The sequence below is a fragment of the Bacteroides sp. 90-K9/2 genome (genome assembly GCF_047310725.1).
Classification (GTDB): domain Bacteria; phylum Bacteroidota; class Bacteroidia; order Bacteroidales; family Bacteroidaceae; genus Bacteroides; species Bacteroides vicugnae.
The window spans coordinates 116,568-137,496 of the sequence record NZ_JBCGVL010000002.1 but is presented as its reverse complement, the minus strand read 5'-3'; the positions used below and the strand labels follow the sequence as shown (position 1 = coordinate 137,496).

Annotated in this window: 15 protein-coding genes; 2 read left to right on the top strand and 13 right to left on the bottom strand. The window is 40.3% G+C overall.

The features are described 5' to 3' along the window. Nucleotides 1–118: 118 nt before the first annotated feature. The 11 genes from AAHJ11_RS08160 to AAHJ11_RS08110 all read right to left on the bottom strand — a co-directional run bounded on the left by AAHJ11_RS08160 (nucleotide 119) and on the right by AAHJ11_RS08110 (nucleotide 15,815). Nucleotides 119–598, bottom strand: a complete 480-nt coding sequence (locus AAHJ11_RS08160; RefSeq protein WP_148367748.1) for a pyridoxamine 5'-phosphate oxidase family protein — start codon at nucleotides 596–598, stop codon at nucleotides 119–121. Nucleotides 599–788: 190 nt separating this feature from the next. Continuing rightward, entirely contained in the window at nucleotides 789–2,945 is a 2,157-nt protein-coding gene (gene rnr / locus AAHJ11_RS08155; protein ID WP_259021751.1) for a ribonuclease R, read from the bottom strand. A gap of 219 nt (nucleotides 2,946–3,164) precedes the next feature. After that, nucleotides 3,165–4,292, bottom strand: a complete 1,128-nt coding sequence (locus AAHJ11_RS08150) for an FISUMP domain-containing protein (protein WP_148366886.1) — start codon at nucleotides 4,290–4,292, stop codon at nucleotides 3,165–3,167. Nucleotides 4,293–4,328: 36 nt separating this feature from the next. Then, nucleotides 4,329–5,462, bottom strand: a complete 1,134-nt coding sequence (locus tag AAHJ11_RS08145; protein ID WP_234133196.1) for a fibrobacter succinogenes major paralogous domain-containing protein — start codon at nucleotides 5,460–5,462, stop codon at nucleotides 4,329–4,331. Between the two features lie 3 nt (nucleotides 5,463–5,465). After that, nucleotides 5,466–6,506, bottom strand: coding sequence for a BACON domain-containing protein (locus AAHJ11_RS08140; RefSeq protein WP_148366884.1), 1,041 nt, complete (start codon nucleotides 6,504–6,506; stop codon nucleotides 5,466–5,468). A gap of 7 nt (nucleotides 6,507–6,513) precedes the next feature. After that, a complete protein-coding gene (locus tag AAHJ11_RS08135) occupies nucleotides 6,514–7,830 on the bottom strand; it encodes a DUF4302 domain-containing protein (RefSeq protein WP_148366883.1) in 1,317 nt (438 codons plus the stop codon). Nucleotides 7,831–7,842: 12 nt separating this feature from the next. Beyond that, entirely contained in the window at nucleotides 7,843–8,739 is an 897-nt protein-coding gene (locus AAHJ11_RS08130; protein ID WP_148366882.1) for a putative zinc-binding metallopeptidase, read from the bottom strand. 21 nt (nucleotides 8,740–8,760) lie between these two features. Continuing rightward, nucleotides 8,761–10,329: a RagB/SusD family nutrient uptake outer membrane protein gene (locus AAHJ11_RS08125; protein ID WP_148366906.1), complete on the bottom strand. Its 1,569-nt coding sequence runs from the start codon at nucleotides 10,327–10,329 to the stop codon at nucleotides 8,761–8,763. Nucleotides 10,330–10,352: 23 nt separating this feature from the next. Then, on the bottom strand, nucleotides 10,353–13,943 hold the full coding sequence (locus AAHJ11_RS08120) for a SusC/RagA family TonB-linked outer membrane protein (RefSeq protein WP_167511872.1): 3,591 nt from the start codon (nucleotides 13,941–13,943) through the stop codon (nucleotides 10,353–10,355). 151 nt (nucleotides 13,944–14,094) lie between these two features. Beyond that, nucleotides 14,095–15,258, bottom strand: a complete 1,164-nt coding sequence (locus AAHJ11_RS08115; RefSeq protein ID WP_320974747.1) for a FecR family protein — start codon at nucleotides 15,256–15,258, stop codon at nucleotides 14,095–14,097. A 62-nt stretch (nucleotides 15,259–15,320) separates the two neighbouring features. Beyond that, nucleotides 15,321–15,815 carry an RNA polymerase sigma-70 factor gene (locus AAHJ11_RS08110; RefSeq protein ID WP_032845598.1) on the bottom strand — a complete coding sequence of 165 codons (495 nt, stop codon included), beginning with the start codon at nucleotides 15,813–15,815 and terminating at the stop codon, nucleotides 15,321–15,323. A 153-nt stretch (nucleotides 15,816–15,968) separates the two neighbouring features. Here AAHJ11_RS08110 and AAHJ11_RS08105 point away from each other — a divergent pair, with 153 nt between their 5' ends. Both AAHJ11_RS08105 and AAHJ11_RS08100 read left to right on the top strand, forming a co-directional pair. Then, nucleotides 15,969–16,976, top strand: a complete 1,008-nt coding sequence (locus AAHJ11_RS08105) for an NAD-dependent epimerase/dehydratase family protein (protein WP_148366880.1) — start codon at nucleotides 15,969–15,971, stop codon at nucleotides 16,974–16,976. Beyond that, nucleotides 16,967–17,932 (top strand): phosphatase PAP2 family protein, encoded by a 966-nt coding sequence (locus tag AAHJ11_RS08100; protein WP_148366879.1) that lies wholly within the window; start codon nucleotides 16,967–16,969, stop codon nucleotides 17,930–17,932. Before AAHJ11_RS08105 ends, AAHJ11_RS08100 begins: the two co-directional genes overlap by 10 nt. Before the next feature lie 90 nt (nucleotides 17,933–18,022). On the opposite strand, the gene dusB is transcribed toward AAHJ11_RS08100, so the two are convergent. Both dusB and AAHJ11_RS08090 read right to left on the bottom strand, forming a co-directional pair. Next, on the bottom strand, nucleotides 18,023–19,018 hold the full coding sequence (gene dusB, locus AAHJ11_RS08095; RefSeq protein ID WP_217720834.1) for a tRNA dihydrouridine synthase DusB: 996 nt from the start codon (nucleotides 19,016–19,018) through the stop codon (nucleotides 18,023–18,025). A gap of 14 nt (nucleotides 19,019–19,032) precedes the next feature. Continuing rightward, a complete protein-coding gene (locus AAHJ11_RS08090) occupies nucleotides 19,033–20,925 on the bottom strand; it encodes an RNA-binding domain-containing protein (protein ID WP_320974748.1) in 1,893 nt (630 codons plus the stop codon). Nucleotides 20,926–20,929: the final 4 nt, after the last annotated feature.

The window sequence follows — 20,929 nt, the reverse complement described above, 5'->3', positions numbered from 1 at the left end:
TTTTGTTTAGAGAAATTTGCTTGGAGATACTCCGTCATGCTTCTTGAATGCTGTATTCATTTCTTAGACGGGTGTGGAACATGAAGTTAAATTCATTAGCTGAAAGCTGGAAACTGTTTTATGGTTTTTCGTTGGCTCGCAGACCGAAGACTTTTCCTGTCATCTGTCGGGCAGCTACTTTCCACACTTTTACGTTACGTACGGCAGGATCGGAATAGCTGAATGCGTTGTCTGTATAATGACGCATGATAATATCCAGTGCACGGCGTTTATCGTCTATCTCTTCGATGAATTCCACTTGCCCCCGACACATCGCGCTTTCGGAACGCATACTGTAACTGCAGGCTACCTTTTCGTGTTGGTAGACAAGTTTATGTCCGAGGCTGAAAGTGATACATACATTATTATTGTGTTTCAACATCTCTAACTTGCTGCCTTCGGGACCTGAATGCAGATATATGATGCCATTTTCATAACCGAAGTTCATGGGAACTACATAGGGATTACCTTCTAAATCTGTAATGCCCACAAAACAGGCATCGCAATGCAGGATAATGGACTCGATTCGTTGTTTGTCTTCGATAATGACAGTTTTCATGGATATATGAATGTTATAATAGTAAGAATAATCAAAATGATACGCTAAAGTACAGACTTACGACTGATTACACAAATCTATGCAAACTTTTTTCTCGTTGCTTTCACAGATTTATCTAATCAGTCGTATTTCTGTACTAATGTTATCAGGGGTTGAATGAGCTTTTCAGTTTGCTTGAATATTCAAACTTTTACTTTTCTATTAATTCAAAGTCCAACTGTTTCTTTTCCAGATTAGCGCGGGCTACACGAACGGTGATGGCATCTCCCAAACTATAGATCTTGTTTTTGCGACGTCCGCGAAGACAATAATTCTTTTCATCGAACTCATAATAATCGTCATCCAGATCACGGACAGGAACCAGACCTTCGCATTTGTTCTCGTTCAGTTCTACGTAGAGCCCCCATTCGGTGACACCGGAGATAACGCCGTCGTAAATCTGTCCCAGACGTTCGCTCATGAATTCCACTTGTTTGTATTTGATGGAAGCACGTTCAGCGTTGGCTGCAATTTGTTCCATGTTCGAACTGTGGTCGCATAGGTCTTCGTATTTAGCTTCGGATACACTGCGCCCTCCGTCCATATACTTCGTTACCAGACGGTGTACCATCATGTCCGGGAAACGGCGGATGGGTGAAGTAAAGTGGGTGTAATATTCGAATGCCAGTCCGTAGTGACCGATGTTGTGAGTCGAATAACGGGCTTTTTGCATGGCACGGATAGATACGGTTTCAATCAGGTTTTCCTCTTTCTTTCCGTGTATGTCGTCTAGCAGGTGGTTGATGGATTTTGAAATATCTGTCTTCGTTCCGCTTGTACGTACTTTGTAGCCGAAGCGGGCGATGAATTGTGACAGATTCTCCAGTTTCTCCGGATCGGGAAGGTCGTGGATACGGTAAGGAAGCACTTTAGGCTTTTTATTTTTGGGAACTCTACCGACGAACTCTGCCACTGTTCTGTTGGCAAGCAACATGAATTCTTCCACCAGTTTGTTGGCGTCTTTCGATTCTTTGAAATAAACGCTGATCGGTTTTCCTTTCTCGTCAATTTCAAATTTCACCTCGTAGCGGTCGAAGTTGATGGCTCCTGCTGCGAAACGTTTCTCACGAAGTGCTTTGGCAATGGTATCCAGTGTGAGTACTTCTTCTTTGTAGTCTCCTTCTTTGGTTTCAATAATCTGCTGTGCCTCTTCGTAAGTGAAACGGCGGTCGGAATTGATGACTGTATGTACGATGCGTGAATTTCTGACTTCTCCCTTTTCAGTAATATCAAAGATGACGGAGAAAGCAAGTTTTTCTTCATTCGGACGGAGTGAACAGATGAAGTTACACAACCGTTCGGGAAGCATCGGGATGGTACGGTCTACCAGATAAACGGAGGTTGCCCGCTTCTCTGCTTCTTTGTCGATGATTCCTCCTTCTTTCACGTAATGTGTCACGTCGGCGATGTGCACACCTACTTCCCATAATCCGTCTTTCAGCTTACGGATAGAAAGCGCATCGTCAAAGTCTTTGGCGTCTTTCGGGTCGATGGTGAAAGTGGTGGTCTTGCGGAAATCTTCGCGTTTGGCTATTTCTTCTGCTGAAATCTCGGCAGGAATCTTGTCTGCGGCTGTTTCCACAGCTTTCGGATATACGTATGGCAAGCCGAATTCTGCAAGAATAGCGTGCATTTCCGTAGTGTTATCACCGGCTTGGCCTAATATATCTATCACTTGTCCGATAGGATTCTTTGCTTTGTCCGGCCATTCGGTTACTTTCACGATGGCTTTATCGCCGGTCTTTCCACCTTTCAGTTTGTCTTTCGGGATAAAGATGTCATTGGCAAGTGTACGGTTTTCCGTCACTAGGAATGCATAGGATTTAGCTACTTCCAGTGTGCCGACGAAAGTGTCGTTAGCACGTTCCAGTATTTCTATTACTTCGCCCTCGGCATCTTTGTTCTTGCGTTTGGCATAGAAGGTGATCTTTACTTTGTCATTGTTCATGGCATGTGCCGAGTTACGTTCGGCCACAAATATTGGTTCACCTCCTCCTTCGGGGATAAATGAGTTTTTGCCATTGCTTTTCCGTTGGAAAGTGCCTACCATCTCCGTTCCATGATTGGTGAGGCGGAATTTTCCTTTTTCTATTTCGGAAATATAATCGTCAGCTAAAAGGTCATGTAGTATATCGACGCATAGCATTTTCTGCGGATGGGTGGTGAGACGCAATTCCGAGAAAATATATTTCATACTTAAGGTTTCGTTCGGTTTGGCATGGAAAAAGTCTATCAATAATGCTGCCAGCTCTTTCTTACTCATTCTTTTGCCGGCCTTTTTCTCTTTCTTTTCTTTCTTTTTTGCCATAATATGTGGAATTTATTAGTAGTTCAATCATTGATGAGATACAAAGTAAACAAATTTTTGGTTAGTTTGTTGCCAAAGTCTGTTTATTTTTTGATTTGCTTTTCTGTGAAGCATTAAGTTAATAAAGAAATATTGCTTGATTATTCATAAACAAAAAAAGAGGTATGTCATCCCGACACACCTCCTTTATGTATACTAAGAGAGATTTATATTTTCAAATTAGTTTTTTATACAGCGTATAGGAAAACCACGTTTGGGGGTTATTCCATATTTAGAATAAGTTATTCCGTAGCTATTATTACTAAAAGTAATATTTCCTGCCCCTTGGGTTTGCATATCTGTGGTCCAGAGATCGACACCACTTTCTGACCAGCCAAAGCTTCCTGTATGATAGCATTGCCCGGAAGGAATAATAGTAAGTCCGTAAGTATTACGAGGCCCATTTGCCAAGTCAGGGTTCATGTCGGAGTTTCCGGAAGGACTCCATCCTTCAAGACCTGCTAATGCCGACCAAACATTCTTGCAATTCGGATCAGAGTGTTTGTCTCCAAAGTCATCTTCCCATACATCTCCTTCAACAGGAGTTAATTGTTCAGCTACAAAATTTTCTAATATTTTCCACTCTGCTTTACTAGGTAGGTGCCATCCGCTTGGACAGATTCCTTGCACTCCACTTGGTACAGCATCTGCATCCTTTCCCTCTTCATTTTCTTTATTCATTGCAGCATACCAGTTATATAAAACTCCATGTGTTTTGTATATTTCAGTATTTTTTGCGGCATTTACATCTTCACCATCGTAGTCATAAACGAAATAGAGAGGTTCTCCTTCGCAAGTAGCGGCAGCGGCAGGTTTATTCACTTTAGGTAAATAAGCCAGATTTTCAGCCATCCATGTCTGCTCACCGATTTCTACGGTTTTGTATACATGGTTGTCACGTAAATCAACCATTTCTCCTTCGCCAGGTTCAGGAGTCGGTTCCGGTTTTGTCAGAGTGATGTTTACTTCGCTTGTAGCCATTGTTCCCTGATCACCTTTGACGGTTAATTCAATTTTCAGTGCTCCTTCGGCTTGGTTAGCTTCGAATGTATAGTCGTAGCTAAAAGGCACTACAGTAACTTCTGATATAGCTTTGCCTCCTACTTTTAATGTTACATTTGAGATTTCACCAAAATCAATCGTAGCTTCTCCTTTGATTGTCATTTTTTCTGCAATGTTTACCGTAGCTCCTTCAGCAGGTGCAGATATGGAGCATGTTACATGTTGCTCGGGAGTGGGGTCGTTGTTGTCGTCACCACAAGCAATTAGTCCTAAGACTGCGAATAAAAGGAATCCAAACTTTTTCATAAATGTATTTATATTTAGTGAGTAATAATATAATAGTTAGTCTTTGATACAACGGACAGGGAGACCTACTCCCGGATTGAATTCTGCATTGGTTACAAATGTGTGAAGGTCTGACCACAAACGTACGGTGATACCGAATTCAGGTCCCATTTGTACTCCAGCTGTCGAACTCCACCAGCCAGCACTGTAGCAGGAATGCATCCAGTCTTCATCACCTGCACATGCACGGAATCCGATGGGTAAACCATTGAACAAGGTTGCATTATTCTTTTCCATTTCAACACCAACCCAAGTTGGTTGTGGTTCTATTTCTGTATATTCTGGCAGCATCCACATCGTTGTTGAAGCTAAAGCTTTTGCTATTGCTGTTTCGTCTACCTGGCCATCACTCATAATAGCGGCCATGCCGGAGTCTAAAACATATTTAGATAATGTCTGCCATTCTTTCTGTGAAGGAATATGCCATCCGTCAGGACAAACGCCTTTTATATTCTGCGTCTCATTTTCTCCCGATGCTATTTCACTTTGAAGTGCGGCAGGCAAGTTATAGTAGGCTCCATAAGTTTTCAAATAAGCTTTTCCAAGTTCTGTTTTTGCATCATTATCAAACATTACGTAATATCTTGGTTCGGTTGAGGACACATCAAACTGTTGCTCTGGTAGATAGCGTAAATTTTCTGCCATCCATAACTGGTCTGCAAGTTGTACGGTTTTGTATGTATTTCCATCACGGGTATCGGTTAGCACTTCTCCATATTGAGGGGGAGCAGGTCTGTCACCAAGTTCTGTTGTGACAGTAATAGTTGCCAAAGCACTACCTTCGTGATCTCCTTTAACTGCTAACTCAATTTTCAGTTCTCCCGGTTCGGCATCTTTGGAGAAGGTATACTCATAATAGAATGGAATTGAAGTGATGTCAGTGATAATCTCTTCCCCGACTTTCAGTTCTGCAGAAATGATTTTACCATAGTTTGTAGTCCCTTCCCCTCTGATAATCAGTTTGTCTGACATAATAACGGTTGCGCCATCAGCCGGCATAAATATTTCACAGCTTATCTGCTGATCCGGAAGTATTTCTCCTCCTCCGCCTGCTGCATTATTATCATCTTTACAGCTTGCACCAAGTAATCCTAATGCCACAATAAAGCTGGTTAATAGTATCTTTTTCATATGTTATTGAATTATGTCTTCTTTAAAAAGAATACAGTTGATAAAAATGGATAGATTGTCTATAACTTTCTGTAGTTCTGCATCTTCATATACCCGGAAAACAAAACCAAAAGGATCACTTTCTTTTATTCCCGAAAAAGCGAAAACGAATGTACCGTCTGTTAACATTACAGGGCCTAATGAGATTGTTACGGAAGGGTCTTTTACATAATATAGATCAGAGCTAAGAATTTCGAATGAGAGATATGAGTTGTTTGCGAAGACTCCCAGATTTTGTCCGGCTTCAAGCGCCAGGCAGTTATCTACAGCTTTGGCTTTCAGTTTATAGGGCAAGCCGGTTAACATGTTTGAAAGCTGATATGTTCCGTTTTCCAGTTTTTCAATCGTAACATCTTTCAAACCGTAATTCATCTGTCCGTCTGAAAACATTCCTTGCCATGTTCCAATAAGCTCGTCCACATCATATTGTATCACCTGATAAGAAGTCGATCTGTCTTTAGCTGTCACGTTGACAATAGCTCCTCTCATTTTCCCGGAAGTGTTTTCTTTTACTTTGAAGTTTATTCCTTTCGCATTCTGTTCAAATGATAACCAGCTTTGAGCTTCTGCGGGTATGTCTATTACATAATCGAAAGAACTTTGTAATTTTATAGGTAGCGTAGCTGCTTTATTATCGGTGCGGAGCATCCACTCGTCTTTACCGAAGATGAAAACAGCTCCGGATTGATTGATATTGAATGCCTTTTTTTCTACTCCGTTACTGATTGTCAATAAAGCGTTTCTACCAGAGTAACCGGTGTTTTCTTTTACTTCGAATACTACTTCATTGGGGTTTACTTCTTTCAATACACACCAGTCGGCATCAACATCTGCTGTGATATTCCCTGTTGATTGGAGTTGTATATACCCTTTTCCACCGGGGGCCTGGAAATTAGTATTTACAGCTTTGATTTCTAACTTGGATTCGCTGCTTTCCGTATCATTGCATCCCGCTATTGCTATGGTGCAAAGTACAAATAAGAATATATTAAAAAACTTTCTCATAATTGTATTAATTACCTTCGTTTTCTTTTACCATTAAGATTGAGTTATACCAGCTCCAGTAACCCATTAGCCCCGAAGTTGAATATTCATCGGATGAATAAGCCCAGATTATCAATGACGTATTTTCTTGGCTTGCTTTATCCGCGAAGTAGAAAGTGAAAGGATTGGTTTTCACCGTAACATTTACTAATCCACTGCGTAAACGTGAAGGCAAACTTAATTCTGTGTGAGCGTATCCTTCTACACCTGCCGCACACGCAAAGTAGTAAGACGATGAAGAAGCCGGACTTATACTTTGTGAATCTAAAGTCAGTTTTCCGTTGGCTTTGTCATACAGAAGAGTGAAGTTGAATCCGCCAATACTTTTCAGTGTATAACTTTCTCCTCTGACTTTAGGAGTGATGGTTACAGATTGTGTAATCGGGCCTTCATCGTAATCGTCAACCGTTGCAGTATAGGTACCTATATAGTCTTCGTATTGCAGATAATTCTCGGGGTAATACTCTTTTAGTACAATATCTGTTGCATCTGCATCGGTACAAACAAATAGTCTGGACTTTTTATCCCATTTGAAGTGCTGGATTTTAACTCCGTTAGCATTGAACGGAGACTGTAACTTCAGTCCTTTTTCAGTATAAATATATGGTAAGCTTCCTGCAATGCTATAATCGGTACTGTAAACAGAGAATGTAGACATTGTGCCATTGTCGCGTATAAAGTAGTTCAGTATTTGTCCCCCTTTTTCCATGCGATATGTATTCAGAAAGGCATCTTTCTCGATATCAATGATATCCTCAAGCTGGATACGCCATGGTATGTCTTTGGGCATAGGCGTCATTTCCATTATATTTTTATATTTTTTCCCTTGCAGAATAACCTTGTCAGGAGTTGCACTCATGATAATGAACTCATAATCTCCTCCCACATTCATGTTCAGGCCTAAAGGACCTGAAAATATGTGGATCAGCTGGTTATATGAGTCGAAAGTGAGCATAGTGCTTTGCTCCGATTTAACTTGATACAGAGAGGTTATTATAGTACCTGGCTTGTAACCTTCTGCTCCTGTTTCTGAAGCCATTTCTACCTGTTTCCCATCAAATTTCATTAATAAAGTGACTGCCCCTGCGGCATAGTTGCTTCCTATGTAATATTCCAGTTTCCATCCGTTTGGAACATCTTTAAGAATCTCCTGGCATTTTATTACATCGGCTGTAGCTCTGTTGGCAGATGATTCGTCGAATATTTCTTCTTCAGAGAAAAGGCAAGATTGTAATGCAATGCAAGTCAATGCCAGAAGTGTGTATATTGATAGATATTTCTTCATAATTTTCATAGTTTATTCAATAATACTTAAGTCTACATTACCGTTTGCTATTTCATCCTGACGTCGTAGAACGATGTCACGTAATTCATCCAGATTGATTCCCCAGGTTTGTTCCATATAACTATAGACTATTTCGAATTTCTGTTTGATAAGTGCACGGCCACGTTCACCGGCACTCTGTAACATATTATTCCAGTAGCTTTCTGTATTTGTGACATACACTGCAATGTTCTCGACAAAATCTTCACGCGATTCACTCATTGCATAAGAAGTGACAAATCCTTGTTGCCATGCGTTACGGTTAGCTCCCACCATATACCAATCGCTGCCGATATAGGCATTTTCTGTGATGCGATCAAATGCTGGATCATAGTTTTTGGTTTGATGCAGGATGTGGGCGAACTCATGGTGCATTGTCTGGAAATAATATTCGTTTAGCAGATTGATATCTATTTTATCAGGATTGATGTCATTTACATTGTATAATGTAATTTTCATGCCTCCTTCAGCCGTTCCTAATACCATGGTTCCATTGTCTTCATAGGCAGGAGAGCCGATAAAGTGAATGGTCTTGGGGATGTATTGACGTAAAAAGTCTGGATTACCGGTCGCTTCATCGTATGCTTCCAGCCATACATGTTTGATAATTTTAGCCAGTACTACGGATTTCTTATAGTCGGCAGGAGCTAATATATGTGTCATGTCGCTCTCGTTATCTTCCATGCGATATTTCAATGCGATATTATATGGATGGGTGTAATTGCCCAATATCCAGTTATCGAATAGGCTGCGTTCTACTTCCTCTGTAGAGAAGATGCTGTTTGCTTTGTCCACGTCCTCGTCGTTGTTGCAAGCACCCAGTCCACAGGTTAATGTCATGATTAAACTATATATGATGTATTTCTTCATATTTTTCCCTCCTTAAGTTAGTTAGTCATTTCTTGGATTTGGTTGCATACCTGCTGTAATGACACTGGCTGGTAGTTGAATAGCACGTCTGGGATCATTCGTGTCCATCTTGTCGGTGATATTCACTAAAGTATAACCTTCATAGTAGCGGCGGTAGATTACGATACCATAGCGTTTTATATCTTGCCATCTAAGTCCCTCTTCTAAAGTTAGCAGGCGTCTTGCATGTAGAATACAATGTATCAGATTCTCTTGCATGCCTTTTTCTATTACAAAATCCGGATGTAATTCCTTCTTTACCGTCGGAGCTTCCGGCTTGTAATATTTTAGTTGAGCATAAAAATCATTGATTGTTTCTTTGGTTAGGGGCCGCGTATTTTTCGTAAAGGCTTTCTGCCAGACATCTATATCGGCTGCAGCTTCGTCGTAACGCTTTAGTAATGTGTAAGCTTCAGCCCGGCAAAGCAATGCTTCATCGGTAGTGAAAGCAGGATACAGCATATAACCGATCCAGCTGTTGCCTGATGTGAATTGCTGATAGATGACTAAACGGCGGAATCCGTTTTTGATAGAGCCACCAGGCGCAAATGGAATTTGATGGTAGCTTGACTGGTCTCCCCATGGACCTTCGGATTTACAACTTTCCGAGGCAGTAATATTATTCATGCAGTATCTTTCACAGTTGGCATAACCCGGATCGGAAACTAATGGCCAATATGAAGCTGCTGATATAACCAGTAGATTTGCCCGATTATCTGCATCTACATAAGCGTTCGGCTGTATATTCTTGTTGGGAGATAAAGCTCCTAATGCAGCCCAGTCACGTAAATATTGGGAAGCATTTGTGCCGAGTACTATATTGGCATAATTGATAACCTTCTGGCAGTTAGAAAAATCCGGCTGTGTGTAATATAGATAAAAGCGGGCAGCAAATGCATAGGCAGCTTTTTTATTAAAATGATATTTCACTCGTGAGTAAATATTGTCGTCGATTAGAGGCAATCCTTCTTCTAAATCGGCTGCGATATTTTGGTAGACTTCGGCAACTGTTCCACGTGAGTATTGTGGATTTACAGATGTTTCTGGTTCCTTTATGTAAGGTATACCTAAGTCTTTATCTGCATTTGTACCATATGCTTTGCAGAATGTCGTAGCTAATATGAAATGATTATATGCGCGACATATTAAAGCTTCCCCTTTTTGCGCTGACAATGATTGAGGGTTTCCCATTTGCTCAATAGCTGCCAGAGCTTGGTTGGCTGATGCAATCGAATTATAACAATCATTCCATAAGGCATGAGGTGAGTCTTGATTCTCTTCAGTGGTTTGCTGCCAGCGATACAAGTGCTCATTTAACCGGAAAAGATAGCTGTATGCTTTACTATTTTCATCAATGTTGTCACTGTAGAATTCTCCTATGTGACAATTGGTGGTCATAGGGTATGCAGATACCAATACTTTGGTAATACTCTCTTCGGTAGTTAGTTCTGTTCGGTTATCCGGCATTTCATCCAAAAAATCGCTACAGGAGGTTGTTCCCAGGCATAAGGTTGAAATGACTGCTGTATATAATACGTTTTTGTATTTCATCATTTTTATAATTATCTGAATGGTTAAAATCCTAATCTAAGAGTCAATGTGAACTGACGGGGCACAGGGGAGGCAACTCCACCGGTATTGAAAAATTCCGGGTCCTGTCCGTTTAGCTTTTTATCTGCGTAAATTAGGAATAAATTGGTAGCCTGAAGTTTTAAAGATAAATTGGATATCTTTGCTGATGTAATCCATGATTTGGGAAAATCATAGGACAAGGAAATCTCCTTCATACGAATAAAGTCTCCTTTGGCAATTCGTTCTGTAGAGTAATTATAGGCATTATATGCATACATCAAATCTTTATTGTCTTCATATTGACGTTTGGAAATGATGGCAGGGATATTGGTATGCTTCTCATCACCCGGAACTGTCCAGCGATTTTTGAATTCACGGGGCATAGAGGATAAGTCACTGTATTGATAGTTGAAGCATGGATTTAAACGTACTACATTACCAAATGAATAGGTGATAAATACATTTAACTTGAATGCTTTATAGGTGAAGATATTACCAAAGCTACCTGTTATAGTAGGATCAGTGGGACCTTCATATTTTAGATAGTCTATATTGTCACGTGTTTGAAAATCAATATCCGTACTGGTTATTTTTCCATTGATATTATACATAGGGATACCATTTGAACTTAGACCGACAAATGGGATAGAGAACAAACCACGTACCGGGTAGCCCTGACGTGCAAAACCATAACCTGAAACCAGGTCCATCACGCTTGATCGGGCGTTAAGTTCGGTCACTTCATTTTTTGCTTTGGAAAAGATGAAATCCGTGTTCCATGAGAAGTCTTTCGATTGGATATTCTTGCTTGAGATGGTGAATTCAATGCCATGTGACTTCATGGAGGCTATATTGGCATATTTGTAGATAGAACCACCTACTCCCTGTGTTGGAGTTATACCAATCAGGTCATAGTTGTTGCGTTTATACCAGTCGATTGAGAAGTTGATCCGGTTGTCTAAGAATCCCATGTCAGCACCGATGTTTAACTCATGCTTCTTTTCGTAAGTCAATTCACTATTTTCGGGGTCGGATACATAAAGTCCGGTTTCCTGTCCGCTAGTGAAAGGGCGAAATGGAGAATAGCTGGTGATTATGGCATGTGAATTCGTTACATATTCCGGACCTCTGTCGGCCGTTAAAGAATAAGATGCTTTGAATGTTAAATGTGACAGCACAGAACTGAATGTTTCAAAGAATTTTTCTTCATGTACATTCCATGCTCCTGATATATTCCATGTAGGCAACCATCGGGAAGAACGGCTTTTTCCCATACGGTTGGTGCCTTCATAGCGGAATGTTCCGTTTATTGTATAACGGCCATCATAAGAATAGGTTGCATTGGCAAAACCAGCTACACTCCTTGTTGTGGTATGGTTTAATCCATAATAGTTTTCACCGGACTCAATACCTTTCTTGAAGAATTCATAGACGTACGATGGTATTTCCCCCATTGTATATTGCATTCCCCATCCTTGAAAATAATTCTGCATACGTTTTAAATCATTCACCTCCATGCCGGCGAAAAGATTGGTTATATGCTTTTCTGCAAATAAATGATTCCAGGATGCTGTGGCACGAAAGTCTACTCCTAGCATGCGATAGTCCTTACGTTGATAAATACCGCCTTCCGGCAGTATGCTGATGGGTAAAGCATAAGGATTGTCGGGGTTGGTGTAGAGTAAATTATTGTTGTCACGAATAGTGGCGTCATCCATTCCTGTGCGATATGCTGTTGCCTGATTCGAGTGGTCTTTAATATTATGCTCTTGTGAAGAAGCTTGATATCTGACTGCTCCTAATGCGCTAAGCTCTAATTCAGGAAGTGCTTTCCATTTTACTTCTCCTTGGAATTTAACGTCAACTACGTTTAAGTCCATATAATTGTTATCCAATTCATGAAGGATATTGAATGGTGCGTAGTTGGCTGTATAGTCCACTGCCGGATCCAATGCACGTGATGTGTTTAGTGCATACGAATATGGATTGATGTCAAATTGACGGGTGACTTCTCCACTGGCTGCATTCACTTCTGAACTTAGTGTTCCGGGCGCTTTTTGCTTACGGTAGGAAGCACTAGAGATTAAATTTATAGATAAATTCTTATATATATTATATGTTGTATTTAAATTAGCTGTATAGCGTTTTACTTCACTTTGCTTGTACCAGCCCGGGTCTGACATAGCACTTAATGAAGCATAGAATGAAGACTTTTCTGTTCCGGAAGTGATACTGACAGAATGATTCTGGGTGATGTTGTTGGAAAATAAAGCATCAAACCAATCGGTATTTCTCATTTCCGCTTCGCGCAGGTAAGCATTGCGTGCTTCTGGAGTATTGGCAAGTCCGAATAGCCCTGTAACTGGATTATATTGATTGATCAATTGATACATACGTCCATACACTCCGCTATCTTTTGCACGATAGGTATCGCTATTATTAAGCCATCCTTTTTGTTCCATCTCTTTATAGATTCCCATTTGTTCCTGTGAATTCATAATATTGAATTCTTTATAACTGGGAATCATACGAGTTGTAAACTCACCGGTGTAGCTGATTTTGCTGACACCGGCTTTTCCCTTTTTGGTAGTTACTACAATAACCCCTGCCATGGCTCGTGCACCATAGATAGAGGTTGCTGATCCGTCTTTCAATATTTGAAAGCTTTCAATATCATCGGAGTTCAAGCCGGCAATAGCAGAACTGATTAGAGTTTCTGCATCACCTGAGGATAAATCATCCGGACCTACATCAATTGCATCTTCCATAATTACTCCATCTACCACCCACAATGGCTTTGAACTGCCGAAAATAGATGTGGCACCACGTACTCGGATTTTCGGGGCGGTACCAAATGTACCGGAAACATTTTGTACGGATACACCTGCGGCACGTCCTTCGAGTCCCCGGCTAATATCAGGCAAACCATCTAGTTTGACTTCATCTGCGGACAATTGGTTGGTTGCTCCCGTAAACAGACGTTTATCCATTTTTTGCATACCTGTTACTACTACTTCAGATAGAGTTTGTACATCAGGCATTAATGTAACATTCATAGTCGGGGTAGGAGTCAGATCTTGCGGTTTCATTCCTATATAAGAAAATTGTAACAGAGATTTATTGGATACATTTTCTATAGAAAACTTCCCATCTATGTCCGTTAATACCCCCGACTTACTTCCTTTGATAACAACTGTTGCGCCGATGAGCGGCTGCCCGTCATCACCAGAAATAACTACTCCTTTTACATTAAATACTTTCGCTTGTTTGGAAGGTCCTTTGGTAGTGATTGTGATAAATTGGTCTTCAATATGATATTCTAATGGCTTGTTAGCTAGGATAATGTCGAGAGTTTGTTCTATGCTCTTATCTTTGATGGAGCCTGAAACAGTGAATTTCTTGACATCATCATACGTAAATAGGACTTTGTATCCGGAAAGTTTTTCTAGACGTTTTAGTACGGACGGTAATCGTTCGTTGCTAAATTCAATTGTGATTTTCTTTTGTGATTGTACTTGAGCATTTACCCGATAGGGCTGGAAGCACAATATGCATAGAAAGCACACAATAAATAGGTTCCAATAATTTCTCATACGTTTGTTTTTAATAACACTATTTGAATATGTTTATAATACTAGTGCGTATGAGTTCAAAAAATAGATACCCCTTTTGCGAATTATTTTTTAAGAAAAGTGATATTTTGCTGTTTCTTGCATAGATTTGTTATACTTATGCAATAAAAACCTAGTCTACGGTGAGCGTATTGCCTTGCAAGGTGACTGTTACTTTTTTCATTCTGTTAAGTAATGAAATAGTGTGCTCTAAATCTTTGGTACGATCGGATATAAAGTGCATTTTATACTCCATTGCTTCTTTGTTTCTGAATTCTATGTTTACATTGTACCAACGTCCCAGATTTTGCATAATATCTTTCAATGTGACATCATCAAAATAGAAATAGCCATCTTTCCAATAGACGTATGAGTCTAGGTCTACTTCCGCTAGAATAAAGTTACCATCAGATTGCAGGTGTGCATCTTCTCCCGGATATAGTCTGGTATATGATCCTCCTTTAGTGTTGCTGATTTCTACTTTTCCATTGATAAGTACTACATGGGTATCTTCGGGCGTATAACTACGTATATTGAATTCAGTACCGAGAACACGTGTCTGCACTGTTTTGGTTTTTACGATGAAAGGCCGCTTCGGATCTTTGGTCACTTTAAAATAAGCCTCGCCTTCTAAAGTGACAATACGTTCGTCGCCAATAAAGGCCGTAGGGTAGACAAAGTTGCTATTGGCATTGAGCCAGACTTCCGTCCCGTCACATAATACTACTTTGAAGCTTTCGCCACGTGGTACGGTGAGTACATGTGTTTGTGTGGTCGTTGAAATCACTTGTCTGTAATCCAGTTCTTTTTCCTCCGGTTTTGAGATCACTTTCTGCGGTAAGGTTTGATTGGTTGATTGCGGTTCGTCTAATACAATCTTTTCTCCGTTATCTTTTTGCAGGGTGATGTGTTGGGGAGTAGTATCAGCAGTGAATACAGTGATTGGTTCAAGTGCAGGAGTTGTCAGGCTGTTGATTAGATAGTAAGTTCCAAATAGAACGGTAACCATAGCGGCTATTCCAATACTTGTTTTCCAGAGGTTGGAGCGTATTCTTGCTGCGTATTGTTTTTTCTTGAATCGTTCTAACTCCATCTCTATATTGGGTAGTTCTATTTCACTTTTTTGTTGCAGGAAAAGACTACTATCCATGATGTCACGACAAGCTTGCAGGGCTTCCTCATCTTTAAGCATTTCCTGCAGTTGTTCGACGTTTATTTCTGAAGAACTCTCCATAATGTCGAGTGCCTTCTCTACAGATTTATCTGTATTATCTATATTGTCAATATCTTTATTCATCACTGTTCGACTGTATCATACTTATTTATATTACGTTTAATCATAAAATAAAGACACCTGATTTATGATTTTTTTGCACATTCTTCACGTATCACCTGCAATGCTTTCACAATATGCTTCCTGACTGCACTGACACTGATATTCAGTTCCTCCGCTACTTCCTGATATTTCTTACGTTGAATATAGCATTCTTCTAAAATGTGTCTGGTATGTGGAGTCAGCTTTTCCATAGCTTTGCTGATATGCATCATTCTTTCATCCTGCTCCTGATACTCCGTTTCAACATAACTTTTGGTCAGTTCAGAATAGATTTGTACATACTGTTCATGTGTATTCTGGTGTCGCAAAAAGTCAATGCTTTTGTTGCGGACATAAACATATAGATAAGATTTAGCAGTGGCTTTGTCTATTTTAGCATAATTGGCCCAAATAAATTCGAAGGCGTCGCTCACGATATCCTTACTAGCCTCCATATTATTAATCAGATGAAATGCGTAATAATAAAGTTGAGGATAGTACTCTTTAAAAAGAAAATCAAAATCGGCCTTATCTTCCACGTGCTTTTAAAAGTGTTGAATAGTAAATAAATCGCGTTGCAAATAAACAAATAATAATTGAGAAAAGCAAAATGGCTTTTATTTTATATTTATCGTATCTTTGCGGCATCATATTTTTTGAATCAATATTCATGTAGAACCTGGGAAGTAATAATGGAGAGTGTTTTAATTACAGGCGCAAGTGGTTTTATAGGGAGTTTCATCGTGGAGGAAGCGTTGAAACGAAAGTTTGGTGTGTGGGCCGGAATTCGTCCTACGAGTAGCAAGCAGTATTTGAAGAACCGGAAAATTCACTTTCTGGAACTCGACTTTGCGCATCCTAATGAGCTTCGTGCCCAACTCTCCGGGCATAAAGGTACTTACAGTAAGTTTGATTACATCATCCATTGCGCCGGTGTGACAAAGTGTTCTGATAAAAAGACCTTTGATTATGTGAATTATCTTCAGACCAAATATTTTATAGATACACTGAAGGAACTGAATATGGTTCCGAAGCAGTTTATATATATTAGTACGTTGAGTGTATTCGGACCTGTACGCGAGAAGGATTACACTCCGATAAGCGGAGAAGACACTCCGATGCCTAATACGGCTTATGGATTAAGTAAATTGAAAGCGGAATTATATATTCAGAGTATTCCCGGTTTTCCTTATGTCATTTATCGTCCTACGGGAGTCTATGGTCCCCGTGAGTCAGACTATTTCCTGATGGCAAAGTCCATTCAGAAGCATGTTGATTTCTCGGTAGGTTTCCGTCGTCAGGATCTGACTTTTGTTTATGTGAAAGACATTGTGCAAGCGATATTTCTGGGAATGGAGAAAAAAGTAGTCCAGAAAGCGTATTTCCTGACAGATGGGAGAATCTATAAAAGCCGTGCATTTTCGGACCTGATACAAAAAGAATTGGGTAATCCGTTTGTTCTTCACTTGAAATGTCCGTTAATTGTGCTAAAAGTTATATCTTTGTTCGCTGAATTCATTGCTACACGTTCCGGGAGGAGCAGTACTCTGAATTCGGATAAATATAAGATAATGAAACAACGCAACTGGCAATGTGACATATCCCCGGCGATGAAAGAACTTGGGTATGTGCCCGAATATGATTTGGAAAAGGGAGTGCGTGAAACCATTGCCTGGTATAAAAATGAAGGATGGCTTTAGACTTATTTAAGCGCATAGAAACCCGGAAAGGGTTGTTTGCTGTGGAAAAGATTACACTGATTTATAATCTGTTGACTTCCATACTGATTCTGTTCCTGTTTCAGCGGATGGATCATCCATGGCATATGTTGCTGGATAGGGCTATGATTGCAGCAATGACTTTTTTACTGATGTATCTTTATCGTCTTGCCCCCTGTAAATTTTCAGCATTTGTGCGTATTGTCATTCAGATGAGTTTATTGTCTTACTGGTATCCGGATACTTTCGAGTTCAATCGTTTCTTTCCGAATCTGGACCATGTGTTTGCAACTGCCGAACAGTTTATTTTCAATGGACAGCCTGCTATCTGGTTTTGTCATACATTTCCGCATCTTATAGTTAGCGAAGCATTCAATATGGGATATTTCTTTTATTATCCGATGATGCTGATTGTGGCTCTGTTTTATTTCATTTATAAGTTTGAGTGGTTCGAAAAAATGTCTTTTGTTCTTGTCACTTCTTTCTTTATCTATTATCTGATTTATATATTCGTTCCTGTTGCAGGACCTCAATTCTATTTCCCTGCTATCGGAATTGATAATGTATCTAAAGGTATTTTTCCGGCTATCGGTGACTATTTCAATCATAATCAGGAGTTACTTCCCGGACCGGGGTATCAGCATGGATTCTTTTATAATTTAGTGGAAGGTTCGCAGCAAGTAGGCGAACGTCCTACGGCGGCATTCCCCAGTTCGCACGTCGGTATTTCTACTATTTTGATGATTATGGCATGGCGTGGCAGTAAGAAATTGTTTGCTTGTCTTATACCTTTCTATATGTTGCTTTGCGGGGCAACCGTATATATTCAGGCACATTATGTGATTGACGCCATTGTGGGATTTTTCTCTGCATTCCTATTGTATGTAGTTGCGACCTGGATGTTTAAGAAGTGGTTTGCACAGCCGATGTTCAAGTAGAAAATAGGAATATACTTCTGTCTTTTGAAACAGGTAATCTCCATCCGCAGGAGTCAGAGTTTGCGGATGAAGATGATGGTTTATAATGGATTAAAATTCCGAATTCTCTTTACGCTGGGAAGTGATTTCTTCAAATATGCGGAAAAGTTCTTCCTTTGTTTCTGCCCGTAGCATGGCGATGCGTGTGTTACGGAAATTAGGTATTCCTTTGAATAGTGGGCTAGCGGCCAAATGACGGCGTACGTGGAGAATACCTCTGCGTTCATCGAGCAAATCCACACTGTCGATCACTTCCTGACGAAGCACTTCCATGCACCATTCGAAACTTAGCGGTGGTAATTCCTCACCTGTCTTCAGATAGTGTTTTATTTCCTTGAATATCCATGGTCGCCCGAAGCTGGCACGACCAATCATGACAGCATCTACTCCATAACGGTCAAAACACTCTTTGCAGCGTTGAGGCGTCGTCACGTCACCATTACCGATAATAGGAATATGCATCCGTGGATTATTCTTCACTTCGCCTATCAGCGTCCAGTCGGCTTCTCCGGTGTACATTTGTGCACGGGTGCGGCCATGTATAGTCAGTGCAGCGATGCCGCAATCCTGTAGCTGTTCTGCCAACTCTACAATTACTTTGTTGTTAGCATCCCACCCTAGGCGGGTTTTGACCGTTACGGGGATTTTCACCGCATCTACTACCGCACGGGTGATCTCCAGCATCTTGGGGATATTCTGTAACATACCTGCTCCCGCTCCTTTTCCGGCTACTCTTTTTACCGGGCATCCGAAATTGATATCCAGAATATCAGGTTGTGCCTGTTCCACAATCTTGGCAGCTTCCACCATCGTTTCCGTATCTTTTCCGTATATTTGGATGGCAACCGGACGTTCGGCATCACTGATACTTAGTTTCTGAGCGGTCTTGCTGACAGCACGTATCAGTGCGTCGCTTGATACAAACTCGGTGTATACCATGTCTGCTCCAAATTTCTTGCACATCAGGCGGAAAGCCGGATCAGTCACGTCTTCCATGGGAGCGAGTAGGATGGGATATTTACCCAGATCTATTTGATCTATCTTCATATATAGTATTACTGCTAATTATTTGTTTTTTTATTGGTTGCTTTATATTTCTGCTTCGGATGGTTAGGGATTCCGGGATATAGATGTTCGATTGTTCCATTTTTTATCATCTTGGGAATAATCTTATTTGCTATATAATCAATCGTTCGATCGACTTTCTTAGCTATTTCATTTATGGTGATATAATCCTCCGCAATAGACATTATTATGGATTGGAGTTCTTCAAACTTGAGTCTTTTTGAGGTTCCAACCTTTGTACCGGAACTCTCCATATTATTCTCCGAGCTGTCAACCTTTCCCTCGGATTCATTAATATGGTATTTCGTTCCCCTGCCATTTCCTGCTGAAATCAAGAATCCTTCATTACAAAGTTTTTTCAGCATCTTTGTAATATCCGAACGATGTTGTGGAACGACATATTGTAATTGAGTGTTATTGATTTCGCTTTCACTATAACAAGTGACCAAAACGGTTAATTCATCTTGTGTCAGTGTTTCAATCTTTCCATCAAACAACTTTTTTAGTTTGATGACAGTGTTATCCGGTAATAAACTAATCATCGGTAGAGTTAATTCTACCTTGTCCGGACGATTAAATTCCTCAACATACGGTTTCTGCCAGTTAGCTTCTCTCCAACCTTTTATAATCTTGTTCACTCCGCTTCCTGCTTTCTCTGAAAAACCGATGAGCATGAACATTTTTTGCAATGCTTTATTGCGGCATACGCTATCTCCGCCTGAATAATATTGCGTTTTACTGACCAACATCGTTCCGGGGTTCTTGAAGCGGTATTTATCTACCCATTGTTCGACAACAATGTTCCCTTCTTCCGAGAAGTCGCAGTGAATAAGCGTATTGATAAATGCTTCGCGTATGGCAATGTGCGTGGGGGGGTCGTCAATGCGTATACCATTTCTTATTTGGAAAGGTTTAGGCAATATGGCTGTTAGTTTGGGATATACTTTACGGTAGAACTGAAAGAGATTCGCTTCCCAGGTTCCGTCCGGACAAATGCGATCCGACCATCTAAGAGAATCGTCTGCTCCCAAATGTTCCCTGTAGTCGGGAAAATAATTGGGGGCACATTCAGGATCAGTGATACTTTCTGTTTTTCCGAACATAAGTATTCCGGCTAAAGTGAATCCTTCTTCTTTGGTATGCCGGTCTTTGCGATATGCTTCCAGCTTAGTGAGGAATTCTAAATCATTCAGACTAAGCCAAGGATGAGACGGTTTCAGATTAGCGAAGAGCTGTCTATATTGCGTCAAAGTTTCCTTGTCGATATCTTCCATGGAATAATTGCATAAAATCCTTGAATCCCGTGGATGACTTTCGTCCGAATCGGCAATCATACGTTTCACTTCAGCATCTGTACATTTATAGTCTCCTTCGTGGTTACGTTTAAATGTATGTCCGCTAAATGGATTTTTTGTTCTATAAATAGGGCGTTGCGTGCGACTGGCCCTGGGGACATAGATGAGAAGAAGATTTCTTTCTTTATAACAACCTTCATATAAGTCATTGTCTGAAAGTAGATTCTCGTTTACGCACTCCGTGTTATTAATCTGATTCCAGAAGTCTTTTTTGTACTGGCTGATTTGCTCTTTAGTCAGTCCTTCGATGATAAATTGCTGTTTATGCTCTTTCACTCCAAGTATAATGACTCCTCCGTCTGTGTTGGCAAAAGAAGAATAAGTATCCCACAAACTATTGGGAAGACCATCTTTGGCAATTTTGAATTCCAGATCTACAGCCTCCTCTTTTTGTATAAGTGAGTCTATATAGTCGGTAAAATCCCACTCTTCCAAATTGTTGAGTACGATTGGTTTCTTATTTTCCATTTCTTCTTTCTGCTTTATTCTCTGCAAAAATACGGATAAATTCGTACCTTTGCATACTTCTATCATATTT